Raw genomic sequence first — 26,031 nt, 5'->3', positions numbered from 1 at the left:
TGGTAAATAAATTTTACGCCCTCTCTCTGAGGGCTCTGCCGAGGGCTTTGGCCATGTTGATGAGAAATCCGAGGGCAAATTTCACATCGGGGTCGTTCATGGCTTTCAGCAATCCGGTCAGCCCAACAGGCTCTGGTTCCTTGTCGCACCTGCAGATCGCATCTCCAATTGCGTCGATCAGCATCAGAGCGTTGTCGCTGGTGAACTTGGCAGACACAAGACCAAGGTTCGTGATCAGCTCGGAGTTCTTTTTGATGATTTCATCACTGAGAGTGTCCTGTGCAACTTTGACGAATGCTGCCAAGTCTGCCAGAGTGTCGAGCGCTCCCGTTTTCTCGAGAAGTATGATCTTTTCAAGAATTTTCTCTATTGTATCCTGGTTTTCGAGAAGTTTTTCAACAAGTTCCTGAGTCTTATCCTCCATCTTCACCACCTCACAGCAATCCTCTCGCAGTTAGCCAGTAAGCCTTGTTGTACGCCATCTTGACAAAGTGGACAAACTTGCTCGGCAGAACCGGCCTTGGCGGGGTGAAGTAATCGAACCAGATGTAGGTTGCCTCTTCCCATCCGGTCTCGATGAAGCAGAACGCCTTTCCGTTGAACATCGCTGTCGGCTCTATGCCCTCTATCTCCGCCGCGAGGTTTTCAGCCACAACCTCTGCCTGAAAGTGCGCAACACTCCCTGCTTTACTCACGGGCAGATTTGTGGCATCTCCAAGGGCATACATGTTGTCATATCCATCTACCCGGAGGGTGTACTTGTCCGTTGGCACCCATCCACCCTTGTCTCCCAGCCCGGAATCGATTATGACCTGGGCGCCCCTGTGCGGTGGGATGGCAATGAGCAGGTCGTAGCTCTCCTCTTCTCCCTCAAGCGTGATAACCTTTCTGTTTTTGGCATCTACCTCTATTGGGTTGAAGAACGTCTTGTACTGTATCCCCCTTTCATCGAACATCGGCTGAACAAGCTCCACAACCGGGTCCATGGTGAATATCTTGTTTATCGGGTAGGTGTAGAGAAGCTCTGTCTTATCCCTCAGATTTCTCCTCCTCAGGAAGTCGTGCAGGATGAACGTAACCTCCATGGGGGCAACCGGGCATTTATGCGGGATGCCCATCACGCTCACAACAATCTTTCCACCGTTAAACTTCGCAAGCGCTTCTCTAAGTCTCGTGGCCCCTTCGAGATTGTAGAACCAGTGGCCACCCTCTTTAAGGCCAGGAATTTCCTCCGGAACCACTCTTGAGCCCGTGGCAATGACAAGATAGTCGTAATCGTAGCTTCCGTTTTCAGTTACAACTCTGCTGTTGTCAGCATCTATTTTCGTCGCCCTGTCTATCACAAGCTGAACTGCGGGGTCCAGCAGTTCGCCAAGATTTCTCTTCAGCTCACCTTCTCCAAGCCTGTTGAAAATCAGATAGAGGAAACCAGGTTCGTAAATCTGAAAATTCCTGTCGGAGATGAGCGTTATCTGAACTTCTTCGTTTTTAATCCTCTCTTTTATTTTCGGAACAAGATAGTTCGCCGTGAGGGTGCCTGCAACACCCCCACCGAGAATGACAACCCTTTTCATTGAACCACCTCTCCAAAAATTAAAAAATTATCTGGTTTTCTTCACGACAATTCTCCAGTATCCGTCCGCCTCAAAAACCCCTACAAGTTCGTGTCCAGCCTTTTTAACCCATTCCGGAATGTCCTTAGCCGAGCTTTCATCACTTGACCAGACCTCAATAATCCTGCCAACGTCTTCCTCTCTGATAGCCTTGATCAGTTCCATGAGCGGTCCCGGACAGTAGCTGCCCCTTGCGTCCACAACCCTGTCAGCCTTTACCTCCATCTCAACCACCCCCTTCTGACTTCAGATAAACAGAACCTGTGCTCCCTCGATCATTCCAAGGAAAGCCGAAACTCCAACAACGTCATCAAAGATGTCCACAAAGTCGTCCTTGCTCATCTTGAGCATGTCCATGATCATACCGCAGGCATACATCTTGAGGTTACCTACCTCCTTTGCCTGCCTGAATGTGTCCACGAATAAGGGAACATTGCTTTCCAGCATGCCCTTACCGAGGTCTCCGGCAGTCTTCCATGCCTTATTCTCCACAACATCCTTTCTGAAAGCGAGCAACCCATCCATTGTTGCAAAGACCACAACCTCATTTCCCAGAGTTGAGGCCACACTTGCAATTATACTTGCCGCCTGGAGCTTTTCAAGCTCCCCACTTGCCAGAACTAAAGCCAGTTTTCCCATTCTAACCACCTCAAAATTTAATTAGGGCTTTCCGGATATAAATATTAGCGGTTTTTGAAATACCATTCAAAACAGACTATTAATCGTTAAGGTATACTTTTTTAAAGTTCGCCGCCCGTAAACAGAGCATGGAAGAGAGAATTTTTGTATTCGCCGTAGGGACTGCCGGTAGCGGAAAATCATATTTCACCAAGGCTTTTTCAGATTACCTCGACTTTAAAAAGATAGATCACGCCATTGTCAATCTCGACCCCGGTGCTGATTATCTCCCATACGAGCCGGATGTGGATGTGAGAGAGTGGTTCACCGTATCGGACATCATGGAAAAATACAATGTCGGGCCAAACGGCGCTCAGATAATCTCAGCAGATCTCATTGCCACAAGGGCTCAGGATATCGTCGATGACCTCGACCTTTACAGCGCAGAGTACGTCCTTGTGGATACTCCGGGACAGATGGAGCTTTTCACAATGAGAAGCAGTGGAGAAATAATCCTGAGGACTTTCGGTGTGAATAATTCCGTTTCAGTGTTCCTTTTAGATCCCGTAATCTCACAGCAGCCATCAGGGTACATCTCCATGGTCTTCCTGTATTCCTCAGCAGTACTGAGACTGAACATACCACAGATTCCCGTTTTGAGCAAATCAGACCTTCTGCCCGAACACACGCTGAGAAAGATTACGGGCTGGAGCGATGACCCCGAATCGCTTTATGATGATATTCAGGAAGAAAAAAGCCTTTCAAGAGATTTGTTCCACGTCCTGAAGGATCTCGGACTTATCAGACCCCTCATTCCGGTTTCCTCAGTTAGCGGTTACGGAATGGACGACATATACGACATCATTCAGGAAATTTATTTCAGTGGAGAAGATCTCGAGAGCATAAGGTACTAACCACCGGCGATCGGAGGGAATATACTTATCTTATCTTCTTTTTTCAGCTTAGGCATTTTTTCAAGGTCCTTGACGTTTCTGCCATTTATGAGAACTATTCTGTCATCCCTGACCGAGCCAGCCTCTTCAAAAACCTCGCTGTAAAAGCTCTTACCAAAAACCTCAGAAGCTTTCCTTATTGCATCCTCAAAATCCTCCGCCTCAACCTCAACCCTCTTACCGTACCTTTCTCTGAGGGTTGCGAATAATTCTATCACAACCATGCCGCAAGATTGGTCATTCATTTATTTAGACTTTATCACTTCCTCGGGCAAGAAAAATAAGAAAATACAAAGAATTACAGCTTCTCCCTGACAACTATGGCATCCATCGGGCAAACACTCTCACACAGCCCGCATGCTGTGCAGTTCTCCGGTTCGACTTCGCCCCTGACCTCGGACAGATTGATTTCTTTTGCAATTTTACAGACGGATTCACAGAAATGGCATCCTATGCACTTGCTGCTGACTTCTATGATCGGGTGGATCTCGTGATAACCACTTATCTTCCCCGGGAGATGGATTTCCTCATACCTTTCGGAGACGAACCTCTCGATCCCTATCGCATTCCCCGGACAGTACTTTTCACATTTACCGCAGAAATTGCATGAGTCACCGAACGCAACAATTTTGCCATCCCCGTATTCATACGATATTGCGTTGTTCGGACAGATGTTTATGCAAATCGTGCATTCATCCCCAAGGCATTTGTTCCCATCAAAGCTCTGCTCTCCTGCGAATATTCTGTTAACATGAATGGCATCAAACTCACAGACCATTTCACACGTTCCGCAAAGTGAGCAGCCAATATCAACATCCACGTTTCCGGAGACGGCATATTCGAATTTTATCTTGCATGAATCGCAGTGTATTTCGATGACATCCTTGGGACAGACACCCTGGCAGATCTGGCAGTAAATGCACTTGCTCTCGTCAATCTCAGGCCTGCCCCTGACTATCCTGACGGCATCGGTGGGGCAGAACATCACACAGTTCCTGCACTGAATGCACCCCTCTCCAATGCGAACATAACCGAGCCTGACCCTGTCCTTCTCGAGCCGTTTTTCAACGTCAATTGCATCTCTGGGGCAGTTTTCGGCACATTTCCCACAAAAGACACAGTTTTCAAAATTAACTTCTGTCTTGGAGTATTTTATCTTGTCAAGAATCTGGCTGAAAGGTGAGGTATCAAGAGTCAGCGCACCGTACTGGCAGTAAACTGTGCAAACACCACAGTCAATGCAACCCTCAATATCAGCATGATAACCTGAAACGGTTTTGATGACGTTTATTGCCGATTTCGGGCACGTCACTTCACATAACCCACATCCCGTGCAGTATTCTGGCTCAAAGGAAACTGTCATGTTTTTTGCGAACAGATTTTTGTATTTAATATTTGCGGTATTGCACAAAGTTGCAAACAAATAAATACAAATGAATTAATAAACAATTAATAGTGATTTAGGGAAATTAAAAAAACGATTAATCATCCCCGAAGCACTCCCAGTATTTTGAATGAATCCTCCTGACCTCCTCGACATTCTCCACAACCCTGTCGGTGGCATAGTACTTCTTTCTCCACCTGAGCTCAGAAAGGTAGTTTTCTGGCTCCCGAATGTTGGAGATGTCCATCCCAGCCATGGCAGCGATTATTCCAAGATTCGTGTACGGAAGGGCATGCTCAACACTGTATCCACCTTCCAGAACGGTAACAATCCTCCCCTCGCAAAGCTCGCTGGCAAGATTTACGGCCCTCTTCATTATCTCGGCATAACCTTTTGCAGTCAGTGCGAGGCCCGTTATCGGGTCGGTGAAGTGATTGTCCTGTCCTGCAGATACCGCAATGAAGTCAGGCTCAAATTCCTGAATGACAGGCTCAATAACCTTCTCAAAAACGTAGAAATAGCCCTCATCAGACGTGCCTGGAGGGAGAGGCACATTAATCGTGTAGCCCTCACCGCGACCCTTTCCAGTTTCGTACGGATACCCTGTCCCCGGATACAGCGGCATCTGGTGAGTGGAGATGAAGAGAACTGAATCATCGTCATAAAATATCTCCTGTGTTCCGTCCCCATGATGAGCATCCCAGTCAATTATCGCCACCTTCCGGAAGCCCTTTTTCTGAATCCACCTGACCATAATGGCCATGTTGTTGAGGTAACAGAAGCCGGCACCGGTGTGGGGTTTTGCGTGATGGCCTGGCGGGCGAATCATTGCAAATGCGTTGTCAACCTCAGACTCGATTACAGCCTGTGCAGCCCTTATCGCACCTCCAGCTGCAAGCAATGCCACATCAACAAGACCGACAGGTACATTGGTGTCCAGATCGATGAAACCACCTGTTTCACTTGTCTTAATCAGAAAATCAACGTACTCTCTTGTATGAACTTCCAGCACATCCTGAATCTCAGCTTCAAAAGGCTCGAGAAGGACGATATTTTCGAGGTCAAAAATCCCCTCCTCCATGAGCTGATCCAGAGTGTATGCGAGCCTCTCCCTTCTCTCAGGGTGAGTCGGAGACTGCTCATGCTCCAGATATTTAGGATGATAAACGATTCCAGTCCTCATACCACATCACAACACAATCCCGGCTTTATCTGAACAATTATATCCACAATCTTACCCCTTTTTATGCCCCCTTTGACAATATTGAAGGAGTTGAAATACATAACATCTATGTCCGCGAGGTCCCTTTCATTTGCTCCGTATTTCAGAGCCAGTTCTTTGGCCCGCTCAATTGCAAGTTCCACAAGCTCATCATCATCCGGATGCCCAGATATGCTCTCAAACTGCTCCTGATCAACCTCTCCGTTGAATATCGCAAGCCTCCTCTCGGTATCGAACCTGGCATAGAGCGTGAGACTTATTCTTGATACCGCAACACCCACAGCATTTGCCGAGCCGTAATGCTCGGGTATTGTGTATCTCCTCCCCGCTGCCTCGGCAATTCTGGGAACAAGGTGCTGGGCGAGGTATCCCGTTCCAATTATCGTCTTAACCCGGTAATTCCTGACGACCTCAGCTACGGAATTCACATACCTCTCAACCTCCCTTTCTGCATCGGCCCTCCCAACCTTTTCCCTCGACCTCTGAAAACTTCCAATCTCTGCCCCCAGTGCATTGAGCAGGTCGGTGAGCGTTGGAGCGTCCCCTCCAAAAGCCACAGATTTACCATCTCTGTATGGCATCAAAGAACCGCTGTAGAGGCTATCTCCCCCATAGGGAAGTGAAAAACTCCTCACACACCTCACATGAGTCCTCATACCATTGATTTCCACCTTTTCCTCAACTTCCGGAGACCCATCCTTCAAAAGTACGAGATCAGTGGTCGTTCCCCCAATATCAATGACGAGGGCATCCTTAATTCCAGTCAGAAAATACGCTCCGTAGGCAACTGCTGCCGGACTCGAGTTGTAAAGTTCCAGAGGATTTCTCAGGGCTATCTGCCAGGGTATTATTCCGCCATCTCCCTTGTAATAGAAAAATTCCTCTTTGATCTCCTTAACACTCTCCGTGAGTTTTTTAACCTTTTCAGCAATTTTTGCATTCAGAATTGTGGTATTTATCCTCAGGGGAAAGTTTATCAGGCCAACGTGGTGACTCAGGGCAATCCTATCCCCATCTATGAAGTTACTGGCCACCTCCGAAACCTTGTGTTCTATAACCGGATTTCTTATCGAAAACTTTGAGGAGATTGCCAGTGCATCATATTCCTCCCCTTCCAGAGCCTTTACAATCTCCTCTTCGTTAATCTCCTCAACATAAATGCCCCTGTGATTGACGTAACCCCTCATAACGATGCCATAACGGCTGTAATCCAGTCCGGGGCCGGGAAAAACAAGAGACAGAACCTTTATCCTGTCGAATTCACTCGTGAGGGCATTGAGAGGGACGGACGTGCTTATTATCAATCTTGAACGCTTAATGTCCACCTCTCTGGAAATCCTGTTCAGAATGTTTTCAACACCATACTCGTTTGGAAATTTGAAGGTTTTAACCTGATTTTCTGAGAGAAACGCTACATCGGTATTTGTCCCCCCGACATCTATACCCACTATCATCCATCTCTGAATCAAATTCCCATTATTTAAAGTTGCTGAATTTGAGTTTTTATATACGTTATTTAAGCACCTTACCTGTTCTCATATACCACACATAGAGATCAAGAATTCCCGGCTTCATTCCGGCCAGATCGGCAATCTCAACGAACTTCTGTTCGATTTCAAGGTATCTTTTTCTCGTGAGGGTTTTGGAGATCTCATTCAGTATGCCGTATTTGTGCATCACAGCAAGAATGTGTCTGTCAAGTATCGCAAGGTCAAAATAACCGACGTTTCTGAGAAAATGGCTGGCCTCTTTATAGCCAATACCCTTGATGTTTTTCACCAGCCACTCCCTTGCCTCACTCACACCACCGCTCTCGATGCTATCGACCACGATGTCCCTGATCCTGGAAAATTTTCTCGCCCGGACAATGAATCCAGCTCTCGTCCTCCAGAACCTGTGTCCCAGCCTTTTCAGCTCTTTCACAAGTTCGCTTTCAGACAGATGAAGAAAACCATCCCCAATTTCGTTCTGAATTTTAATGCCAAGCTCAGCAGAGCTGTTGGCCGTGAGAATGCAAAAACATAGCTCGGAAAACCACTCTTCATTACCCTTTCGGTTAAGATCGAGAAACTGCTCAACTCTCTCCGAAATGATGCGTCCGGCCTGATTTTCAACCTTTTCAATGGAAGAAATTAAAGAAAGAACAGGTTCAGACAAATGCCTGAAGCACCTCTGCCTTCAGCCTCGCCTTTCCTCCGGTCGGCTCAAGGAGAGTTCTCCCGCAAACGAGACACTTCACGTATGTGGAGGCCCTCTCAAACACAACCTGCTCATTCTCACAGTCCGGACACTTCACCTTCAGGAACCTGTTCATGCCGCATCACCCCACAAGTTCAAACCTCTTGGCTCTCCAGGTGGGGCGATGTTCTGCCTTACCGCACTCGGTGCATCTCCATCTGATGTTCACCTTCTTTGTGGGCTTGTCTCCACCAGGAACCTTGCTGAACTTTCCGAGGTTACCAACCTTGCCTCTCCTTTTCTTTTGCCTGTTAATCCATCTGAGCGAACTCTGCCTACCCTTGCTTACCCTTTCCACTTCATGAACAGTATGCTTGTTGCAGTATTTGCAATATGTCTTGACCTTTTTCGGATACTTCATCTTTTCACCTCTATTTTTTCAGCAACTCCGCTTTTGATTAACGCGTTAGCATTAAGGGAGGGAATCAATACCACATCCTCCCTTCTCAATTTATATGTTTTTCCATCAACACCCTCGAATTCAGGCACATCCTGCCTTACTCTTACCAGAACCCTCTCAGAATCAGGCAATTCTTCTGCCGACTCGTGAACGGGCTGACCTTCAATAACCGATTTCCGGAAGTCGGTCAGAAGGTCTCTCAGCTTTCTGTAAAACTCTCTCTCAACTTCAATCAGGTTCTCTCTGCCCTCGATCCCGCTTTCAGTCTCACAGATGTCCGCCCAGGCAAGTTTGATTATCTTGAAGGTTCTCATCTCGAAAATCCTTTTCTGAATTCTCTTGAGTGTTCTCAGTTCTTCATCGATTTTCGTAAACTCATCGTCATCCGCTTCTTTTCTGAGCTGATTAAGCTCGTCAATTCGCTCCTTAATTCTGAAATAAAGGTCTTCCTCAATTTTTTCAATCTTTTCTCTGCTCTTCTCAATCAGTATCAGCAGATCATCAATATTCATGATCACCACCCGTAAAGTGCCCTGTTCCTACATATCAGGAATACTGCTGCGTATTCCGGCAGCTCATGTTTGCCCGCCCTGAGTCTGAATTCCTCGCCTTTCAATTTAAACTTTACATTGCTGAGCACTCTGACTCTAACCTGCTCATCTCCAAACACGACAGCATCCCTGAAGGGTTCAAACTCCTCGATGCCGTCTCTGTCGAGAGGTGTAACTCTCAACGACGTTTTTCCGTGAAGCGACCCGGGGAGCCTGATCAACCTCTTAACGTCAGCGGTAACAGGTGGGTCCACGTGGACCCTTATTGCATCCACACACTTTTCAAAAACGATCTCCATCGATTTCCTGACTGTTCTGGGCAATGTTCTGAAATCTCCGGAGTATATTTTCTCCCTGTTTCTGGCAAAAATATCCTTCAGATTATCGGCAGTTTTCTTCTTTATCCTGAAAATCTCAGTAAGCAGATCCCTCTTTATTGCGTTCTCGAGAATTTTTGCCATACAGCCGGATATCCTCGAATACTGGGTTGACTGAAGCATGAGATTATCGTACGAAACCCCATTTAGAGATACATAATCCACTATCTCTCTCCTCTCAGCGGAGCCGAGAGCGAGAAATTCCTCATCATGGACGTGTATGTGGTATCCCCTTCCCCCCGAGAACACAAGCATCATATCCTCAATCCCGAAATCGGATTCCAGCAGGTCATAAAGCCTTACAATCTGCTTTTTCGCCTCTTCAAGGCCACCCCTGGGCAGGTGGTCAGCATCAATGTCAAATATGAGGTCTGCCCCCTTCCATCCCTTATCGTCCATTTTTTCTGCATCCGGTTTTTCATAGTATGCAGATGAGAAATATGCATGGAGCGGTGTGTTCTTCATAAGGTAACCCCTGAGTTCAATTTCGTTTTGAAATGCGATGTGCCTGTGCATGATAAATTCCGGAATGGAATCGACGTTCACAAAGGCCCATTCTCTTGTCTCAAATCTCCCAGGGGTGTAAACCCCATTTCTGGAATAATACTCCGAAAATTTTTGTTTCAGGTAGGATTTGGTTATTGTATCCACAGACGGCATGTATGGCAATTGGATTTAACTTTTTGCCCTCAGCACAATGAGGATTCCGGCGAGTATCATCGCACCTCCGGCGAGAGTCGATAGCGTTATCGGCTCCGATAAGAGAAGACTGCCCGCCACTATGGAAACCACAGGAATTGCATTGAGAAAGACCGATGCTCTCGACGCTTCCTCCCTTTTCAGGACATAATACCATCCCTGATAGGCGAGGTATGTTGAGAATACGCCCAGAAAAACCACCGAAAGAATGGTGATCGCATCAAGCTCCAGAAGCTTCTCAAATGACGATGGTGCATAGATGGAGAGTGGCACAGAGCCGAAGAGCATTACGTAAGACGTCAAAACTCCTGAAGAATACCTTTTCAGGGTGGATTTGCCGAGAACAGTATATATTGCAGCTGAGATGGTGGAGATAAGTACAAGAAGAACTCCGATCAGATGACCGGCACTGTCAGGTCTCGAGAGAACATAAACACCAACCAGTGCAATCGCTATGCCTGCAACCTTTCTGTAGGTGATCCCTTCCTTCAAAAACACGGCAGAGAGAACAAGAACGAATACCGGAGCTGTGGAGATGATGAGGCTGGCGATTCCCGAAGGAATGTACATCTCTCCTGCATTCAGACAGACGTGATAAACCGTAACTCCAAAAAAGCCGAGAACGAAAACCGTGGGAATATCTTTTCTCCTGATCCGGTATCCCTTAAAAAACACGGTCAGTATGAAAAGAAAATCGGCAACGAGAAACCTCAGAAACGCAAGCTCGAAAGGACTGAGGACCTGAACGGCATGTTTGATTGCCGTGAATGCGAGACCCCAGAAAATTATCGTGAAAGTGAGAACTATCCACTTTGTCCTGTCACTTCCTTCTCTGCTCAAGCCATGCATCACCCACGCTGTGATAACCCCTGCTTTCCCAGTACCCATCCACATATTCCTCGAGAAACTCCACTTCCTCCACCCACTTTGCACTCTTCCAGAAATAGAGGTCTGGAATTACTGCCCTGACAGGATATCCGTGTTCGGGAGGAATTGTTTGCCCGTTAAGCCTGAGGGCAAAAATTCCGTGCTGGAAATAGTTTAAAGGGACACAGGTAGTGTATCCGTCAAGACATTTCAAAAGAACGAATTTCGCTTCAGCAGGGCGAGACAGGGAAATTATCTCTTCAGCCGGAACTCCTTCCCATTCCAGCCCCGTAACACTCCATCCCTCAACGCAGTGTGCGGAAACTTCTGCCTCAACCTGTCTCATTTCCAGCAAATCCCCGTAGGAGAATTCGAGTTCATTACTCACACACCCACCGATTTTGAGCGTGTAATCGTCAGCATCAATCTCGGGAATTGACGAGATATTGAGCACTCTGAGCTTTTCCTCCTCAAACTGTCCGGGTGGGAGCATGCACAGGATAGGACATTTTTGCATTTAACCTTATCCCAAAATATATTTAGTGTGGCGAAAAATCCAAGCTCATGAAAAGAATCGGAATTATTGGTGGACTTAGTCCTGAATCCACTCTGTACTACTACCAGGAGTTCATCCGGCTTTCGAGAGAGAACTTTGAAAGCAACGTGTATCCGGAAATGGTGATATACAGCATCAATTTCTCCGAATTTCTGAATTCTGACTGGGAGACGAGGTTAAAGATTCTCAGCAGTGCAGTAAAATCACTTGAAAGGGCAGGAGCAGAGCTGCTCGCAATCGCATCCAACACACCGCACAAAGTCCTTCCCGAGCTTGAAAAGATTGCAGAATCCGACTTCGTCAGCATAATCGATGCGGTGGCGGAGAGGGCAAGAGAGATTGGAGCAGAGAGGCTCCTGCTCACAGGAACAAGGACGACCATGAAAGAGGGATTCTACAGAAAAGAACTTGAAAAATCCGGATTTGAGGTCACAATTCCTGAAGAGGTTGAAGAGATCAATTCAATAATCTTCGAAGATCTCGTTTTTGGAAACTTGCAGAGAAAAAACAGACTTGTGGAAATTATCAATAAATATGATGCTGATGCAGTAATTCTCGGATGTACTGAACTGCCGATCGCCATCAGCGAGGGGGACGTGAAAATGAACGTAATAGATTCTGCCAGAGAGCATGTCAGACTGATACTGAGAAAGGCCATCGAGTAAATCAACAATCTTTTTATTAAATCGCAGGTATCCAGAACCATGGAAAAAGTGAGCACCCTTCTTGAAGCCCTCCCGTACATCAAGGAATTCCACGGTCAGACGATGGTAATCAAGATAGGCGGTCATGCAATGGTCAGCGATGAGATGCTCGAACAGACAGTGAGAGATATAATGCTGCTTTATTTCGTAGGCATTAAGCCCGTGGTCGTGCATGGAGGGGGGCCAGAGATAAGCGAGAAAATGGAGAAGTTCGGTATAAAGCCAAAATTCATCGACGGGTTGAGGATAACAGACGAGGATACGATAGAAATAGTAGAGATGGTTCTCGATGGAAAGATAAATTCAAAGATCATCTCATATTTCATAAAGAACGGTGCGAAGGCCGTTGGAATCTCAGGTAAGGACGGTCTGCTCGTCATAGCAAGAAAAAAGAAGGTGAAGAAAAGAATCGGTGAGAGTGAGGTCGAGGTCGATCTCGGCTACGTTGGCGAAACTGAGTACGTAAATCCCAGAATCCTGGAAATTCTGATAGATAACGGATACATTCCGGTCATATCGCCGGTTGCTGCAGATCTAAACGGTAACATATACAACATGAATGCAGACATTGTGGCGGGAGACGTTGCCGGAGCGCTCAGAGCCAAGAAAATGATCATGCTCACCGACGTCAACGGGATTTACAGGGATGTTAATGATGAAAGTTCACTCATATCGAAAATGAGCGCAGAAGAGCTTGAAAATCTTCTGAAAGCAGGTATGCTCTCGGGAGGCATGATACCCAAAGCAGAAGCTGCACTGAATGCCCTGAAAAATGGTGTGGAGAAGGTGCACATAATAAACGGCTCAATTGAACACTCAATTCTTCTTGAGCTGTTTACAAAGGAGGGAATAGGAACCATGGTACACCGGTGATAGCATGATTCTTGGTTTTCAGCCCGATGTTGAACACTGCTTAGAGCAGGCGTTTGAGTTTGCAGCAGAAAACGGTTTCAACCATGTGGAGCTTTTGATGGATCACCCCCACTACCACTATTCTGCCATTCACCCTCAGCAGGTTTCAGAGCTTTCCATGAGCTACGAGATAGACGTGCTGATACACGCTCCCGCCATTACCACCAACTTTCTCGCAATAAGCGATGTTGCCAGGCAGGCCAGTTACGAAGAGCTTAGAAAAACGCTGTATTTTGCGGAAAAAAGCGAAGCGAAAGTAGTTACAGTCCATATCGGATGGAATCCCGGTTTCATCACATCGAGGGGGTTTATTTTCCGGGAGGAGTGGTTCGACAGGCACAATGAGAAGGTCCTTACAGAAGAATTCCTGCCATTCGTCAGAGAAAATGAGATCATCGCAATAGAGAACACGATAGGCATTTCAGGAGGAATAAAGAAGGGTCTGGAGAGAATAATCAACGAAACTGATGTCTGGCTAACATTTGACATCGGACATTATGCGGTAAAAGAGGGACATGATCTCTTCAGGGAGAATTTCGACAGAGTCATAAACGTTCACCTCCACGATAACAGGGGCGATTTTGACGAACATCTGAAACTCGGCGCAGGGAGCATAGATTTCTCGATAATACCAAAAAATTACAGAAACTATCTGACCCTCGAGCTCAGAGACGAAGATGCGATTCTCGAGTCAAAGGAGTTTATCTATGCTCATGGTTTCTGGATGTGATGAGCACTGCCCGCACTTAATACGCCCCCACCAGAACAGCAAGCCCGATAAGGTGGAGCTACCAACACTTTTATAAACACAAGCCAACCATGCATCATAGCGCTAAAGGCGCACATGCATGCACGCAGAACTGGCATATCCTGCCAGAAAAGGGCCCGTGGCTCAGCCTGGTTAGAGCGTGCGCCTGATAAGCGCAAGGTCCGGGGTTCAAACCCCCGCGGGCCCATATTTCTGATTTTGCCAGCAAGGATGAAACCCTGATTTCATGGGACTCCACTTCAAGAATTGTTAAGCATCTTTTTGACGAAGTACACTGGCCAGTGAAGCATGCGGAAAACCGATTAGAAGCAATTTTTGAGAATAATGTTCCCATTTCAGAATCATATTTCAAATTTTTGCCTGCATTGAACTCCATCAAATTGCAGAGCATTTCAAAAACAGAGTGTAAACAGAGAAAAGCAAAGGCTCGCAGGAGCCTGTCTAAAAACCGAGATCATATCGAATTTTCAGATTCAAACAGGTTTTCATCAAATAACGTATCGATTTCGACATTTATTACGCCAATGACATCCCTCTCCTCTATCTCCTCCAGAACTTCGGGCATCTTTTCGAGATACATCCTCGCAGCCTCCCGCATATTTTCAACCGCTTTGTCCATTGTTTCTCCCTGCGTAGTTACTCCGGTGAAAAACTCCTTGATGAAAAACAGATTCCCCTCTTTCCAGAGAACTGCATAGAGTCTCATAACCGAATGTATGTTCTTGAAAGTTTAAAAAGCCTTCACTGACTACCTACAAAAAAGCAAAAGTCACATTGGGATGGACTGATTGTTTGATTTAGTTTAGATAAATAACAATCGAGCTATTCTCAAAATTATTATCGGTGAATTTAATAAAATCAGAAACAGCTTTCTTATACCGGCGTTTTTCATCATCCGTAATGGATTTCAGCTCAATCATTTCGCAGAACTTCAGATAATTTTCGTTTGAAAAATCGGATGCGGGGGGAGGGATTTGAACCCTCGGACCCCTACGGGACGGGACCCTCAATCCCGCGCCTTTTCCTGACTCGGCAACCCCCGCGCAGGCGGAGATGAAGGAAATGCGACAGTGAGGCCTCAGAGGGGCTCACTCCTTTCCGTCTGCATTATCTCACCGGGTATGGTTTATGAAATTTATGGTTCAACGAATTCAGTATGTTGTCTCAACCCGGGTGCCATGGGAAATTGCAGGAATCTGTAACGAACCAAAAAACTAAAATTGTTCGCTGGAATATAAACTATGAATGAAAAGCAGTGGAAAAATGAGAAATGACGAGGGCAAGCTCAGTCTCGATATTCTCATAGGTCTGACAATTTTTCTCCTGAGTTTTATATTCATCATCCAGTACATCCCGGCAATCTTCGCCTCTGAGAGAAGCGAGATCTATCTCTACCCGCTGACTTACAGGATTTCCGCCCTGCTTGTTGAGGATCCCGGATACTGGAGCAACGGAAGTGTCAACGGAACCGACTGGGAAAAGTACTACACTCAGCAGAACGTAGAGGTCAGGCCGGGATTGATGGGATCTCAGGTAAATGTGCTCAACCCGGAGAAGATAGATGCACTGAAGAACCTTTATCTTTCGGCTGGGAAGGACGGAATCAGAAAAGCTCTGGGGCTGGAAACTCCAGACAGAGTATTTGGATTTAACATATCCCTTCAACTTCTGTCGAGCAATTCATCCAACCTCAGGTATTCCACGTACGGCGGTCAGCCGATGCTCTTGATTGGCGACCCTATACCTGACTGGAAGAATGTGGCAAAATACGAGAGAATAATAGCCTTTGAGAATACCACAAGCGTGTCTAACATCTCCAGCAAGGTTGACACGCCAAACACGGTCAATTACGAATTTAACGTTGATACTCCTGTTGGTTCGTTCGTAATCGTCATCACCGGTAGGAACGACAATCAGTCTGCCACCGAGCCCTGGATGAGAGTCGACATAAATAGAGTGAGAGTTATAGACGTTACGGGAAACGAAACGATAGACACGTTTGACCTGACAGGCGAGATAAACCAGTACAGCGGGACTGTCAATGTGGATGTGCAGGTGCACAATGTGAGGGGGTATGTGATCTCGACCAACGCTGGTGAATACATAGGAGGGAGGATAGTTGCCAAGCTCGTTGTTGCGGTGTGGTAAAGGACAGATGATGACACTGGAGAGCATAATAGCGGCAGTTCTCATCCTTAGTGTGGCCTATTTCCTCTTCCAGAGTACGATGATAATTTCACCCATATCAGATGAGGTCGTTTTCGTCCAGATTAAACAGTATGGAGATGATGCCCTTATGGTCCTCAACAACGAATCCGGCACAAAAGACACGCTCCAGTATGCTCTAAAGCACATCAACAACACATACAGGGCGGATGATCTCATCAACAGCCTTAAAAAACTCCTGCCGGACTATATCGACTTTCATCTCCAAGTATACTATCTGAATCACACCACCGGTAAAATCCAGGTATACAACATAACGAATAAGATTCCCACCTCAACCACCGTAACAGCTTCAACCTACGTCGTCATAAAAAATGGAGAGTTTGTCGACGACTCGCCCTTCAAGTTCAATTCAACCGATGTGGAGGGGACAGACAGTAACACCCCAGTGCTGTTCGAGGTTAGACTAACCCTTTGGAGGGTGTGATCATGAGAGAAATGAACGAGAGAGGTCAGCTGATAATAACCATGGGGTTACTGATCTCCATACTGCTGGTAGGCCTTTCCTTCGTCTATTCACAGAATTTGCTGGCAGGGACAGAGTCGTCAATAAGCCAGCTGAATTTCCCCAAAAACGATATCAGGCTCCTTAAAAAAATTGCAGTGGAAGAGCTGACAGAATATGCGAACGATCCTTCTTCCTTCCTTCAGCGAGCCAATGAGCTTGACAGACAGATAACCGCCCTGTATGCCCTGCACGGAGCCTACGCAAGCATCGATGTATACGATATCAAGAAAGGCTTTTCAGGAGGGAGCGAATCTATCACATCATTCACGGTTAAAATTATTTTCAGCAACACGGAGGTAGAATATGAGGATACGATCACGATCCGACTCACGTAACCCGGAAAAAGGAGTGTCATTCCTAGTTGAATACCTCATCCTATCGATAATTCTCATGATATTTTTCTCATTCATAGCACTACAATTCAACGACCTTCTTGGAAAGGCACCCATTTCCACAGCAATGGACAATCAGTTCCAAGACGTTGGAAACCAGATTGCCGTGAAACTCACGGACATTTCCCTGATCGCCCCAGAAAACGGTTACATAAAGGCAAAAGTATTCATGCCATACACCGTGGGAGATTATGATTTCAAAGCCGAGTTCACACAGGTGGGAGGAGAATATGTCCTCAAAATCTCATCAGAGAGGGCGGGAAAGACACAATACGTGCCGATAAATAACTTAGCATTAAAGGTCATACCGGTAGGATCAACCTTCAGCATAACACCAGTTCACGAAATTGAATATTCCAAATACACCCACCTGATGCCCACAGCGGTCGCGCTGGCGTATCCAACAACTGTGGAAGTTGGCAGCAACGTTACCTTTGATATGACTCTCTCCACCGGAGAGGGCGATCTGTGGTTCAGGTGGGATTTTGGTGACGGGAGCAGTTACGAAGCGAAGTATGATCCGAACAATCCGTCTCAGTCCTTAGTTGAGTACTCGTATTCTGCCGGAGGCACATATACGGCAACCCTTACGGTATGGGATAGTTATGGATACTCAGATACTAGCAATATCACAATTAAAGTCCTTAACCAGACACCCAATCCATTCCTCTTTGCCACCAAATACATCATTCCCGAAATCACCGAACCCGGCAACCCCGTTCAAATCGTGATTTACCTCCGGGGTGGTGGAATTATAGAGCAGGCGAGAAACGTGAGCGTGATGCATGTTATTGACGTTTCGGGAAGTATGGATCCAGATTATTTCCCTTACTGGAACAGATACATTGGTTATACGCCATACATATCTATGAACGGGAATGTTTCGCCTTCAAAATGGGAAGGCAGCGTGTATGTAGACAGCTCATTTGACAGACTCGAAATACATGCCCATTCTAACAGCGAGGATGTGGACCTCTGGGTTAAATCTCCAGACGGAGACTTTGCCAGAGCCCAATATATATCTAGTTACGTAGAAAAGTACAAAGTGAACAATCCGGTTGAGGGTAACTGGACCATCAGCGTTGTTGCAGACTATCCAAAAGACAGCGATACTGTAACGGTAGAGGTCTGGAAAAGAAGTAGGGGGAGCTGGTATCTCATTGCCTCATATAACTTTGTACTGGCTGCAAATCCGAAAACATTCAGCATAAATGTACCCGATGAGGTTGATGACCTGAAAATCAAAGTTACGCCGATTAACGGGAGCAAAGAACTCCACACATGGATAAGAGAGCCAGATGGGTCTTTGGTTGGTCCCTACTGGTCATCCTATGACGAATATTATGAGGATTCGAGCGCCCAGCCAGGACAATATACTATCTACGTTGTGGCCGATTTCCCATACGGATCCCAAGATTTCCAGATTGATTCATACATCGCCAAGATTGACGCAGTTAAAATTGCGGCAAAAACGTTCAATGGACTCATAAAGAGTAGTGACCAAGTAGGCGTTGCCTATTTCAATACGACCTCTGCATATAGTCCATATTATCCGAAAGGAGAAGTTATCCAAAGCCTAACAAATGATACATACGCTGCAAACTCCAGTATTGACAGTTTAAGGGCTTACGGAGGGACTCCTATGGCTTTAGGCATAAAGGCCGCAAGAGAGGAACTTGTTGCAAACACCACCCCCGGAAATATACCCGTCATGATTATACTCTCAGACGGTAACCCCACCATAACGTCCGACGGTGTGGCTTCTGAAACCCTTGCAATTCAGGAAGCCCTGAACGAAGCAGAAATAACCAAGCAGACACTTGTGAGCAACGAATCCATACTGATTTACACAATTGGATTCGGCAGCGATGCCAACGCAACACTCCTACAGCAGATAGCCACATCTCCTGACTACTACTTCTTTGCAGCAACGTCAGAAGAGCTTGAGAACATATACGAACAGATTGCAAAGGAGCTTAAGGAGAAGGCTGCTACGAACATAACCATCACAGACGTGCTCACGTCCAATGTTACCCTTTCTCAGCCTCCACCTGGCGCCAACATCAGCACTTGGGGCAACCAGACAGTAATTCAGTGGAACCTGACGAGCATAAGAATAAATGAGACCTGGACTGCGAGCTTTGAGGTTGTGCCTGCCAAGGAAGGGCTGATAAAGACGAACGTTTTTGGTCTATCAAACGTGACGTATCTACCGTGGCCGTTTACAGGAATGAATACTACGACTATCAAACTGCCTGCCCCAGACCTGAACGTAACGAGAATAAGTCCGGAAAAGGTTGTGTTAAAATGAGGGATGATGGCGTTTCGGATGTCCTGGATGCAATACTGATTATTGCTATGATGGTCATAACAATCTCCATCCTGCTCCTGTACGGAATGCCCGTAATTGACACCCATCAGAAGGTCATCAGGGAGAGAAACGCTGTTTCTCAGCTTGTATATCTGAACGAACAGATATCCAAGGTATCAGCAGATGTCTTTCCCGTTACAAGCACAAAATTCGCACTCTCTGGTGGATCCCTGTCAATAACCGACGGGACACGCATAACAATCACGGTCAGGAACTCGAGCGGAGTGGTGTTCCAGATGAGCGATGACCTCAAATCCATAGAGTATTCCAGCACCGGTTTTTCAATGGCAATAGAGAACGGTGGAGTCCTTGGAGACGCTATCGTCTCGCATCCAAAGATGTATCTGGAAAACGGCAACCTGAGCGTGGCGTTGTACAAGATAGTCGGCACGGGATCAGCAGGTGGTGGTCTGGGCGGAGGAATCATAAACGTAGTTCTGAAATTCAACACAACAGAGACACATGTTTTCAACGAATCCGGAAATCTAACAATGGAATTGAAGACAAAATACGTCAACGCCTGGACTAGGTTCCTGTCAAATCTGGGTAACGTGAGCGTGGATGGTGACGAGATTGAGATAACCATACCATTCAACAGGCTGGTGTTGACAAAATACGTTGTGGATGTGAGGTTCACATGAACAGCAAAGGTGTTTCTGAAATTGTGGGATACATCATAATATTCGGAATAGCCATCTCAGCTATCACGACGATTTACATCCACGTAAATTCAATGGTAAATGACGCCAAAGAAGATGTGAGATTCGAGAGCATGCTCCAGGGATTCAGAAAAATACAGGATGCAGTCGAAAGCGTTGTATATGGAAAAAGCACCAAAAAAGAGGTTAGAATCGTACTGAGCGGTGGCACATTGCAGGTGTCATCAGATGCAAACCTGAATACCAGAGTCATCATAAATAATTCAACGGCTTTTGAATCAACAGACATACTTGGAGGTGTGGAATACCGCTACCCGAACTACATAATGGCCTTTGAAAACGGTGGTGTGTGGGTAAAGTCATTCAACAAAACCACAATAATGTCAAATCCCAGAATATTCATCTACAAAAAGAACGTGAATAACGAAACAATCGTTTTCGTGGCAATTACATCAATCAGAGGGAATGGGTCTACAGGAGGTGAAGGATCGGTAACACTGATGTTTGAACTGAATTCCGCTGAAATAAACCTCTTCAACCAGAGCGGATACCTATATATGAGCATAAACTCAAGCTATGCCGACGCATGGAAGAGTTACTTCGATGACCTGAGGGGATACACAAACAACACGGTCCTGCAGACAAATCTCTCGGGCAGCACACTTAACATTACAATGTACTTCGACAGACTTGTTCTTGCAAAGTACAGCATCAGCGCAGGAATCCAGTGACACGTCAGAAATTATCACAAGAAGAGCGTGTCAAAAATTTAAGGGCAGACACTACACCTTTGCATACCTGGAAATCGCTTCCACAATCCACTTTCTCGTGAAGGGCTTTGAAATTATCTCCTTGGCTCCAGCTTTCATCAATTCATCTCCCTTGTTGGAATGAAAAGCAGTTACACCGATGACAACTGCCTCAGGATCAATCTCAAGAATTTTCCTGGTTGCCTCTATACCGTCCATTTTTGGCATGAATAGATCCATCAGCACGATGTCTGGTTTCAGCTCCTGATACATCCTGACGGCTTTCTCACCATCATCTGCCTCAAATGTTGTGTAATCCTTCAGAATTACCCTGAGGAGTTCCCGAACGGTCATGTCATCATCGACAATCAGGATTTTCATATCCACCCCCGTTCTCTTATTGGATACGCTTTATAAATTTATTGCGGTCTAATTTTTGTGAACCAATTTTTGGCTTTGTCAACTAACATGGCCACCTGTATAGACAGCCGAGTGACTGAAGCGCCATTTTATCGTCCGACGTTAATTTTATATTTACCAAGTAAATAAATAATTACAGATGGACTGTGATAAATTCGACGAAAAGTTCTGGAAAACAATAGTAAATAAATCGCTAGCTGGAATATACATTCATGACACTGACTTCAAACTAATATATGTCAATGAAATAGTGGAGAGGGCCACTAAATTCACAAAAGAAGAGTTGATGAAAAAATCACTATATGACCTCGTACACCCGGATGATTTAAGCTTAATTAAAAGCGAAGTTCTCAAAGTATTCAATGGTGAAGCAACTAACTATGAGTGCAGATACATCAGAAAAGACGGAAAGGTCAGATGGGTGTGGGGCTACGTTCTCCCGATAGAATGTGACGATGAAATACTGGCTTTAGGGAACTGGATAGACATAACACGGAAAAAACATCTTGAAAATAGGCTTAAAGAAAATAATGAACTATTTCGGGTTCTGGTTGACGATTCCCCAAATCCCGCATACATACTCCAAGATGATAAAGTTGCTTACGTTAATCAAAGCCTATTGAACTTAACAGGATACACTCGAGAAGAACTTTCCAAAATACACCCTCTCGAACTTGTCCATCCTGAAGACAGAGAGATGGTCGAAAGAAGATATAGGGAGCGACTTGAGGGCAAAAGGGGTGTTGAAACATATTCCTGGAGAATTCTCACAAAAGACGGAAACGTATACTGGGTGACCGGGAGGCCCTCAAGAATAAATTATCGCGGGAAACCCGCCGTTGCAAGCATTCTCGTCGATACCACAGACCTTCACAGGCTCACGGAAATGCTTAAAAAGAAGAACGAGTATCTGGCGCTTGTAAATAAAATCCTCAGACATGACATCCTAAACGATATTACAGTTATCAGGGCGGCATTTGAACTCGGTGAAGAAAAACTCAAAGAGAGTGCTCTGAAAAAGCTCGATAGAATTGAATCACTTATAAAAGAGTCGAAAGCCATAGAAGAGGCAATCGGTGAAACTTACACCATAAACATCTCAGACTATATAAGAGAAATAACCAAGGGCTATGAAGACCTTGCAGATATTCAGTATTCACTTACAAATGTTTTTGTAAAGGCAAATGAATCAATAAAATCGGTGATAGACAATCTGCTGAGAAACGCAGTTATGCACAGTAACAGCGATGATATTAAAATAACGATCGAAACTTTCGTTAACGGGAGATATGGCGTTTTCAGAATAATAGACAACGGAAAAGGCATACCAGATGAGATAAAAGACAAAATCTTCGAGGAAGGTTTTTCGACGGTTGGAGGGACAGGAATAGGGTTGTTTATTGCAAAAAAGGTTGTTGAACTTCTGGGAGGAGAGATAAAGGTGTACGACAATACCCCAAGTGGCGCCATTTTCGAAGTCAGACTGAAGAGATACTGATAGATTTATTAAATTTAATTTATCGCAATAAAGTATTTATAGAATTGTGATAGATTATATAACGCAGGTGATATCCATGGCAAACGGTTTTATGGGAAGTATTTTGAGAGTTGACCTGAGCAGTGGATCCTTAGACGTTATTGACGTCGATGAGGAGGTCGCAAAGAAATATCTGGGAGGGAAGGGCTATTCTGTGTACCTCCTGTACCAGTACCTGAAGGAATATGAGAAAGAGGGGCTGTCTGCAAGAGATATTGACCCGTTTGGAGAGGAGAACGTTCTGATTTTCAGTACAGGCCCGGCAACTGGAGTGCCCGGATTCCCCGAATCCGGAAGATACCACGTAATGGCGCTGAGGAGTCCCCTGACCGGCTCTGTTGCTTCTGCAAACAGCGGAGGAAAGTGGGGGCCATATCTCAAATTCGCCGGATTTGACATGATCGTGATTGAAGGAGCCGCAAGTGAGCCCGTATACCTTGAAATAATCGACGGTGTTGCTGAGCTGAGAAATGCAGGGGACCTGTGGGGCAAGAACGTTTTTGACACAACTGCCACTCTCGAGAGGAGATACGAGGAAAAAATCAGCGTGGCATGTATTGGGCCAGCAGGAGAGAATCTGGTGAACTACGCAGCAATAATGAATGACAACCACAGGGCAGCAGGGAGAACAGGCGTGGGGGCAGTAATGGGAAGCAAGATGCTGAAAGCAATAGTTGTAGGAGGTAGCTTCAGGCCAGAGATAGCAAAACCAGACGAGTTCAAGGAAGCGTCAAGAAAGGCACTTGAAAAGATCAAGCAGAACCCGGTTACCGGAGAGGGTCTGCCCAAATACGGTACAGCCGTACTTGTTAACATAATCAATGAGAGTGGAGCTCTGCCATACAGAAACTGGCAGGATGCTTATCACGAGAAGGCGAACGACATAAGCGGTGAGACCCTCGCCGAGAAATATCTCGACAGGAACCACGCATGCTGGGGCTGTGCTATCGGATGTGCGAGAGCCACATCCGTGAAAACGGGCCCATTCCAGATTATAGACTCCGAGGGGCCAGAATATGAATCCATCTGGAGCCTCGGAAATGATACAGGCGTTATTGACCTCGAAGCGGTTATAAAGGCCAACCACCTCTGCGACGAACTCGGGCTTGACACAATCTCGATGGGCTCTGCAATAGCCTGCGCGATGGAGCTTTATGAGAAGGGCAAGCTCACCCCCGAAGACACGCAGGGCATAGAATATACTTTCGGCAACCCTGTCGCTCTGGTTGATGGTGTCTGGAAGACAGCTTACAGAATTGGAATTGGCAAGTACCTCGCACTCGGCTCAAAGAGAATGGAAGAGATGTTCGGCATGGATGTGTCCATGAGCGTCAAAGGTCTTGAGATGCCGGCATACGATCCCAGAGGCATCAAGGGAATTGGACTGAACTACGCCACAGCCAACAGAGGAGGATGCCACGTCACAGGCTACACAGTGAGTCCAGAGATCCTGGGGCTGCCTGAGAAAATCGACCCGCTTACATACGAAGGGAAGGCCCAGTGGGTGAAGGTGTTCCAGGACTTCACCTCAACGGTCAACTCGACGGTCAACTGCCTGTTCACAACCTTTGCCCTCGGCGCAGATGACTACGCGAGCCTTCTTTCGGGAGTTACCGGATGGGACATAACTCCAGATGATGTGCTGACAATCGGAGAGAGAATCTACAACCTCGAGAGAGTGATAATGAACAAATTCGGATTCGATGGAAAGGACGATACGCTGCCGAGAAGACTCTTCGAAGAGTCTGTCCAGAACGGACCAACCAAGGGACAGGTCGTGAGCAGGGAAGAGTTCGAAAAGATGAAAGAAGAATACTACAGACTGAGAGGGTGGGTCAACGGCAGACCGACGGAGGAGAAACTGAAAGCTCTCGGAATATCTTAGCGTAAAATTATATATTCTATTTTCAACCAATTTTTTCCAATGAAAATTCAGCTTGAGGTAACCACATCCTGCAACTTAAACTGCGAATACTGCTTCAGAAAAAGAGATCTTGCAAGAAACGTGCCCCTTTCTGTCGCTGAAAAGGTTGGCGACGCTGATGAGGTCGTTATTTATGGATATGGCGAACCCCTTCTCAATCCACACCTCAAGGAGATACTCAGAATGATGAATGGAAAAATCCTGATCAGCACAAACGGAATGGTTGACACCGGATTTGAGGAAGTTGCCGAGATGGCTGACAGACTTGCAATATCGATAGACTTTGACGCAAGGCACAGAAGGGGGCTCGTGTTCGAGAGCATCGAAAGGAAGCTGAAAAAGGTCGGAGAAAAGGCAGTAACCCAGATCGTGGTGACAAGGGACAACATAGAGGTTTTGAAAGAACTCGTTGAGATTTCTGCACGTTACGGAGCATCAGTCCAGCTGACGAATGTCGTTGCAGGCAACAGGGAGATATACAGCAAGGCCCTCTACTTTGAGGGTAGCAGATTCTGTGTGGAGGAGGTCGAAAAACTCGACAGAGATTTCATCATCAGAGCAATAAAGGACTGGAGCAGAGGCAGGGGCATGTACAAGGAAGAATATCAGAAAATCCTTAAAAAAATCTACGACAGGGGGTATTCAATAAACATGCTCTACATTCTCGAAAGCAGAGACCGAATTGCCCTTGCCAGAAAAGCAGAAAAGACGGTCATGGAGTGTGAAGAAATTGCAAAAGATTATGGCGTAAAGCTGGAGAAAGCAGAGTTTTTCGGGGATTCACAAAAAAGAGAGTGTCCGTACAAAGACGTAGTTTTTGTCAGGGCAGATGGAAAGGTGTCCTCATGCATGAGCTTTGCATACAGCCACAGGGAATTCGTCAACAATCACTGGAAGGACATCAGAGAATTTGTCGTGTCTGATCTGAATAAAGAGGAAATCGATGATGCACTCCAGAAAATATCTGAATTCGAAAGGCTGAGGAAGGGTATGAGCGACAGTTTCCCGTGGTGTGCTGACTGCCCCTATGTTGCGGGATGTTGGTATGCCAAGAATAACATAGACTGCTACGCAAATAACATCTCATGCTCCGAGTGCCTCTACAGTTCGAAGATTGCGAGGTGTGTGCTATAGAGATAATAACCGGCATAAGCAAAGAGGAGATCCTGAAAATTATCAAGGACATTCTTGCAGAGCTGGATCTGAAGTTCAAGGTCGACAATGACAGAATTGAGACCACTCAGGGGAATATCATTATTCAAAGCTGCGGAAAATCCCATTTTGGTCTGAAACTCTACAGAGTGGTATTTCCGGAAAGAAAGATGCTTGAGAAATTCCGCGAAAAGCTCATGTCGAAAAGGGCAGGAGGTTGAGAAAGGAGA

Annotated in this window: 31 protein-coding genes and 2 tRNA genes; 15 read left to right on the top strand and 18 right to left on the bottom strand. The window is 46.0% G+C overall.

Annotation, left to right across the window (positions count from 1 at the left end; genetic code table 11):
- Positions 1-13 precede the first annotated feature (13 nt).
- The 4 genes from LPQ35_RS08945 to LPQ35_RS08930 are packed head-to-tail and all read right to left on the bottom strand — an operon-like array spanning position 14 to position 2,252.
- A complete protein-coding gene (locus LPQ35_RS08945) occupies positions 14-424 on the bottom strand; it encodes a DUF1641 domain-containing protein (protein ID WP_193808424.1) in 411 nt (136 codons plus the stop codon).
- 10 nt (positions 425-434) lie between these two features.
- Positions 435-1,574, bottom strand: a complete 1,140-nt coding sequence (locus tag LPQ35_RS08940) for an FAD-dependent oxidoreductase (RefSeq protein ID WP_193808423.1) — start codon at positions 1,572-1,574, stop codon at positions 435-437.
- A 27-nt stretch (positions 1,575-1,601) separates the two neighbouring features.
- A complete protein-coding gene (locus tag LPQ35_RS08935) occupies positions 1,602-1,838 on the bottom strand; it encodes a sulfurtransferase TusA family protein (RefSeq protein ID WP_193808422.1) in 237 nt (78 codons plus the stop codon).
- 21 nt (positions 1,839-1,859) lie between these two features.
- Positions 1,860-2,252 (bottom strand): DsrE/DsrF/DrsH-like family protein, encoded by a 393-nt coding sequence (locus LPQ35_RS08930; RefSeq protein WP_193808421.1) that lies wholly within the window; start codon positions 2,250-2,252, stop codon positions 1,860-1,862.
- Between the two features lie 128 nt (positions 2,253-2,380).
- Between LPQ35_RS08930 and LPQ35_RS08925 the strand changes: the two genes are divergently transcribed.
- A complete protein-coding gene (locus LPQ35_RS08925; protein ID WP_193808420.1) occupies positions 2,381-3,145 on the top strand; it encodes an ATP/GTP-binding protein in 765 nt (254 codons plus the stop codon).
- On the opposite strand, the gene LPQ35_RS08920 is transcribed toward LPQ35_RS08925, so the two are convergent.
- The 11 genes from LPQ35_RS08920 to LPQ35_RS08870 form a co-directional block, all read right to left on the bottom strand.
- Positions 3,142-3,408 carry a MoaD family protein gene (locus LPQ35_RS08920; protein WP_193808419.1) on the bottom strand — a complete coding sequence of 89 codons (267 nt, stop codon included), beginning with the start codon at positions 3,406-3,408 and terminating at the stop codon, positions 3,142-3,144. The genes LPQ35_RS08925 and LPQ35_RS08920 overlap by 4 nt on opposite strands.
- 74 nt (positions 3,409-3,482) lie before the next feature.
- Positions 3,483-4,547, bottom strand: a complete 1,065-nt coding sequence (locus LPQ35_RS08915) for a 4Fe-4S binding protein (protein ID WP_193808418.1) — start codon at positions 4,545-4,547, stop codon at positions 3,483-3,485.
- A gap of 118 nt (positions 4,548-4,665) precedes the next feature.
- On the bottom strand, positions 4,666-5,751 hold the full coding sequence (locus LPQ35_RS08910) for a histone deacetylase (RefSeq protein ID WP_193808417.1): 1,086 nt from the start codon (positions 5,749-5,751) through the stop codon (positions 4,666-4,668).
- Positions 5,748-7,244: a hydantoinase/oxoprolinase family protein gene (locus LPQ35_RS08905; protein WP_193808416.1), complete on the bottom strand. Its 1,497-nt coding sequence runs from the start codon at positions 7,242-7,244 to the stop codon at positions 5,748-5,750. The genes LPQ35_RS08910 and LPQ35_RS08905 overlap by 4 nt, the downstream gene beginning before the upstream one ends.
- A gap of 58 nt (positions 7,245-7,302) precedes the next feature.
- Positions 7,303-7,947 carry an N-glycosylase/DNA lyase gene (locus LPQ35_RS08900; RefSeq protein ID WP_193808415.1) on the bottom strand — a complete coding sequence of 215 codons (645 nt, stop codon included), beginning with the start codon at positions 7,945-7,947 and terminating at the stop codon, positions 7,303-7,305.
- A complete protein-coding gene (locus LPQ35_RS08895) occupies positions 7,940-8,104 on the bottom strand; it encodes a 30S ribosomal protein S27e (protein ID WP_048090934.1) in 165 nt (54 codons plus the stop codon). Before LPQ35_RS08895 ends, LPQ35_RS08900 begins: the two co-directional genes overlap by 8 nt.
- A 6-nt stretch (positions 8,105-8,110) precedes the next feature.
- Positions 8,111-8,389 (bottom strand): 50S ribosomal protein L44e, encoded by a 279-nt coding sequence (locus tag LPQ35_RS08890; RefSeq protein WP_193808414.1) that lies wholly within the window; start codon positions 8,387-8,389, stop codon positions 8,111-8,113.
- On the bottom strand, positions 8,386-8,940 hold the full coding sequence (locus LPQ35_RS08885; protein ID WP_193808413.1) for a hypothetical protein: 555 nt from the start codon (positions 8,938-8,940) through the stop codon (positions 8,386-8,388). The genes LPQ35_RS08890 and LPQ35_RS08885 overlap by 4 nt, the downstream gene beginning before the upstream one ends.
- A 2-nt stretch (positions 8,941-8,942) precedes the next feature.
- Positions 8,943-10,007 (bottom strand): DNA primase catalytic subunit PriS, encoded by a 1,065-nt coding sequence (priS, locus tag LPQ35_RS08880; RefSeq protein ID WP_346297623.1) that lies wholly within the window; start codon positions 10,005-10,007, stop codon positions 8,943-8,945.
- Between the two features lie 24 nt (positions 10,008-10,031).
- Positions 10,032-10,943, bottom strand: a complete 912-nt coding sequence (locus LPQ35_RS08875; protein WP_193808411.1) for an EamA family transporter — start codon at positions 10,941-10,943, stop codon at positions 10,032-10,034.
- On the bottom strand, positions 10,876-11,415 hold the full coding sequence (locus LPQ35_RS08870) for a molybdopterin-dependent oxidoreductase (RefSeq protein WP_346297622.1): 540 nt from the start codon (positions 11,413-11,415) through the stop codon (positions 10,876-10,878). Before LPQ35_RS08870 ends, LPQ35_RS08875 begins: the two co-directional genes overlap by 68 nt.
- Before the next feature lie 71 nt (positions 11,416-11,486).
- Here LPQ35_RS08870 and LPQ35_RS08865 point away from each other — a divergent pair, with 71 nt between their 5' ends.
- From LPQ35_RS08865 to LPQ35_RS08850, 4 genes are all read left to right on the top strand, one after another.
- Positions 11,487-12,143, top strand: coding sequence for an amino acid racemase (locus LPQ35_RS08865; protein WP_193808410.1), 657 nt, complete (start codon positions 11,487-11,489; stop codon positions 12,141-12,143).
- Between the two features lie 39 nt (positions 12,144-12,182).
- Positions 12,183-13,055: an acetylglutamate kinase gene (argB, locus tag LPQ35_RS08860; RefSeq protein ID WP_193808409.1), complete on the top strand. Its 873-nt coding sequence runs from the start codon at positions 12,183-12,185 to the stop codon at positions 13,053-13,055.
- 4 nt (positions 13,056-13,059) lie between these two features.
- Positions 13,060-13,824, top strand: a complete 765-nt coding sequence (locus tag LPQ35_RS08855) for a TIM barrel protein (RefSeq protein WP_203219036.1) — start codon at positions 13,060-13,062, stop codon at positions 13,822-13,824.
- A 151-nt stretch (positions 13,825-13,975) separates the two neighbouring features.
- Positions 13,976-14,050: transfer RNA gene (locus tag LPQ35_RS08850), tRNA-Ile, on the top strand.
- Between the two features lie 267 nt (positions 14,051-14,317).
- Here LPQ35_RS08850 and LPQ35_RS08845 read toward each other — a convergent pair.
- Together LPQ35_RS08845 and LPQ35_RS08840 are read right to left on the bottom strand one after the other, a co-directional pair.
- Positions 14,318-14,569, bottom strand: a complete 252-nt coding sequence (locus tag LPQ35_RS08845; RefSeq protein WP_193808408.1) for a type II toxin-antitoxin system HicB family antitoxin — start codon at positions 14,567-14,569, stop codon at positions 14,318-14,320.
- A gap of 253 nt (positions 14,570-14,822) precedes the next feature.
- Positions 14,823-14,906, bottom strand: a tRNA-Leu gene (locus LPQ35_RS08840).
- A gap of 202 nt (positions 14,907-15,108) precedes the next feature.
- Here LPQ35_RS08840 and LPQ35_RS08835 point away from each other — a divergent pair.
- The 6 genes from LPQ35_RS08835 to LPQ35_RS08810 are packed head-to-tail and all read left to right on the top strand — an operon-like array spanning position 15,109 to position 20,750.
- Positions 15,109-16,011, top strand: coding sequence for a hypothetical protein (locus LPQ35_RS08835; protein WP_193808407.1), 903 nt, complete (start codon positions 15,109-15,111; stop codon positions 16,009-16,011).
- A 7-nt stretch (positions 16,012-16,018) separates the two neighbouring features.
- Complete coding sequence (locus tag LPQ35_RS08830) at positions 16,019-16,516, top strand: DUF7288 family protein (RefSeq protein WP_193808406.1); 498 nt, start codon at positions 16,019-16,021, stop codon at positions 16,514-16,516.
- Between the two features lie 2 nt (positions 16,517-16,518).
- Positions 16,519-16,932 (top strand): hypothetical protein, encoded by a 414-nt coding sequence (locus LPQ35_RS08825; RefSeq protein WP_193808405.1) that lies wholly within the window; start codon positions 16,519-16,521, stop codon positions 16,930-16,932.
- On the top strand, positions 16,901-19,300 hold the full coding sequence (locus tag LPQ35_RS08820) for a PKD domain-containing protein (protein ID WP_193808404.1): 2,400 nt from the start codon (positions 16,901-16,903) through the stop codon (positions 19,298-19,300). Before LPQ35_RS08825 ends, LPQ35_RS08820 begins: the two co-directional genes overlap by 32 nt.
- On the top strand, positions 19,297-20,001 hold the full coding sequence (locus tag LPQ35_RS08815; RefSeq protein ID WP_193808403.1) for a DUF7289 family protein: 705 nt from the start codon (positions 19,297-19,299) through the stop codon (positions 19,999-20,001). The genes LPQ35_RS08820 and LPQ35_RS08815 overlap by 4 nt, the downstream gene beginning before the upstream one ends.
- Positions 19,998-20,750: a DUF7289 family protein gene (locus LPQ35_RS08810; RefSeq protein WP_193808402.1), complete on the top strand. Its 753-nt coding sequence runs from the start codon at positions 19,998-20,000 to the stop codon at positions 20,748-20,750. Before LPQ35_RS08815 ends, LPQ35_RS08810 begins: the two co-directional genes overlap by 4 nt.
- A gap of 51 nt (positions 20,751-20,801) precedes the next feature.
- Here the strand turns inward: LPQ35_RS08810 and LPQ35_RS08805 are convergent, their stop codons facing one another.
- On the bottom strand, positions 20,802-21,149 hold the full coding sequence (locus LPQ35_RS08805; RefSeq protein WP_193808438.1) for a response regulator: 348 nt from the start codon (positions 21,147-21,149) through the stop codon (positions 20,802-20,804).
- A 178-nt stretch (positions 21,150-21,327) separates the two neighbouring features.
- On the opposite strand from LPQ35_RS08805, the gene LPQ35_RS08800 reads away from it, so the two are divergent.
- The 4 genes from LPQ35_RS08800 to LPQ35_RS08785 all read left to right on the top strand — a co-directional run bounded on the left by LPQ35_RS08800 (position 21,328) and on the right by LPQ35_RS08785 (position 26,022).
- Entirely contained in the window at positions 21,328-22,686 is a 1,359-nt protein-coding gene (locus LPQ35_RS08800) for a PAS domain S-box protein (RefSeq protein ID WP_193808401.1), read from the top strand.
- A gap of 76 nt (positions 22,687-22,762) precedes the next feature.
- Positions 22,763-24,610, top strand: a complete 1,848-nt coding sequence (locus tag LPQ35_RS08795; RefSeq protein ID WP_193808400.1) for an aldehyde ferredoxin oxidoreductase C-terminal domain-containing protein — start codon at positions 22,763-22,765, stop codon at positions 24,608-24,610.
- A gap of 39 nt (positions 24,611-24,649) precedes the next feature.
- On the top strand, positions 24,650-25,783 hold the full coding sequence (locus tag LPQ35_RS08790) for a radical SAM protein (protein ID WP_193808399.1): 1,134 nt from the start codon (positions 24,650-24,652) through the stop codon (positions 25,781-25,783).
- Complete coding sequence (locus LPQ35_RS08785) at positions 25,771-26,022, top strand: hypothetical protein (RefSeq protein WP_193808398.1); 252 nt, start codon at positions 25,771-25,773, stop codon at positions 26,020-26,022. The genes LPQ35_RS08790 and LPQ35_RS08785 overlap by 13 nt, the downstream gene beginning before the upstream one ends.
- The last annotated feature ends 9 nt before the right edge of the window (positions 26,023-26,031 follow it).

It is taken from the genome of Geoglobus acetivorans, from assembly GCF_039641995.1.
Classification (GTDB): Archaea; Halobacteriota; Archaeoglobi; order Archaeoglobales; family Archaeoglobaceae; genus Geoglobus; species Geoglobus acetivorans.
This window is presented reverse-complemented; position numbering and strand designations above follow the sequence as displayed.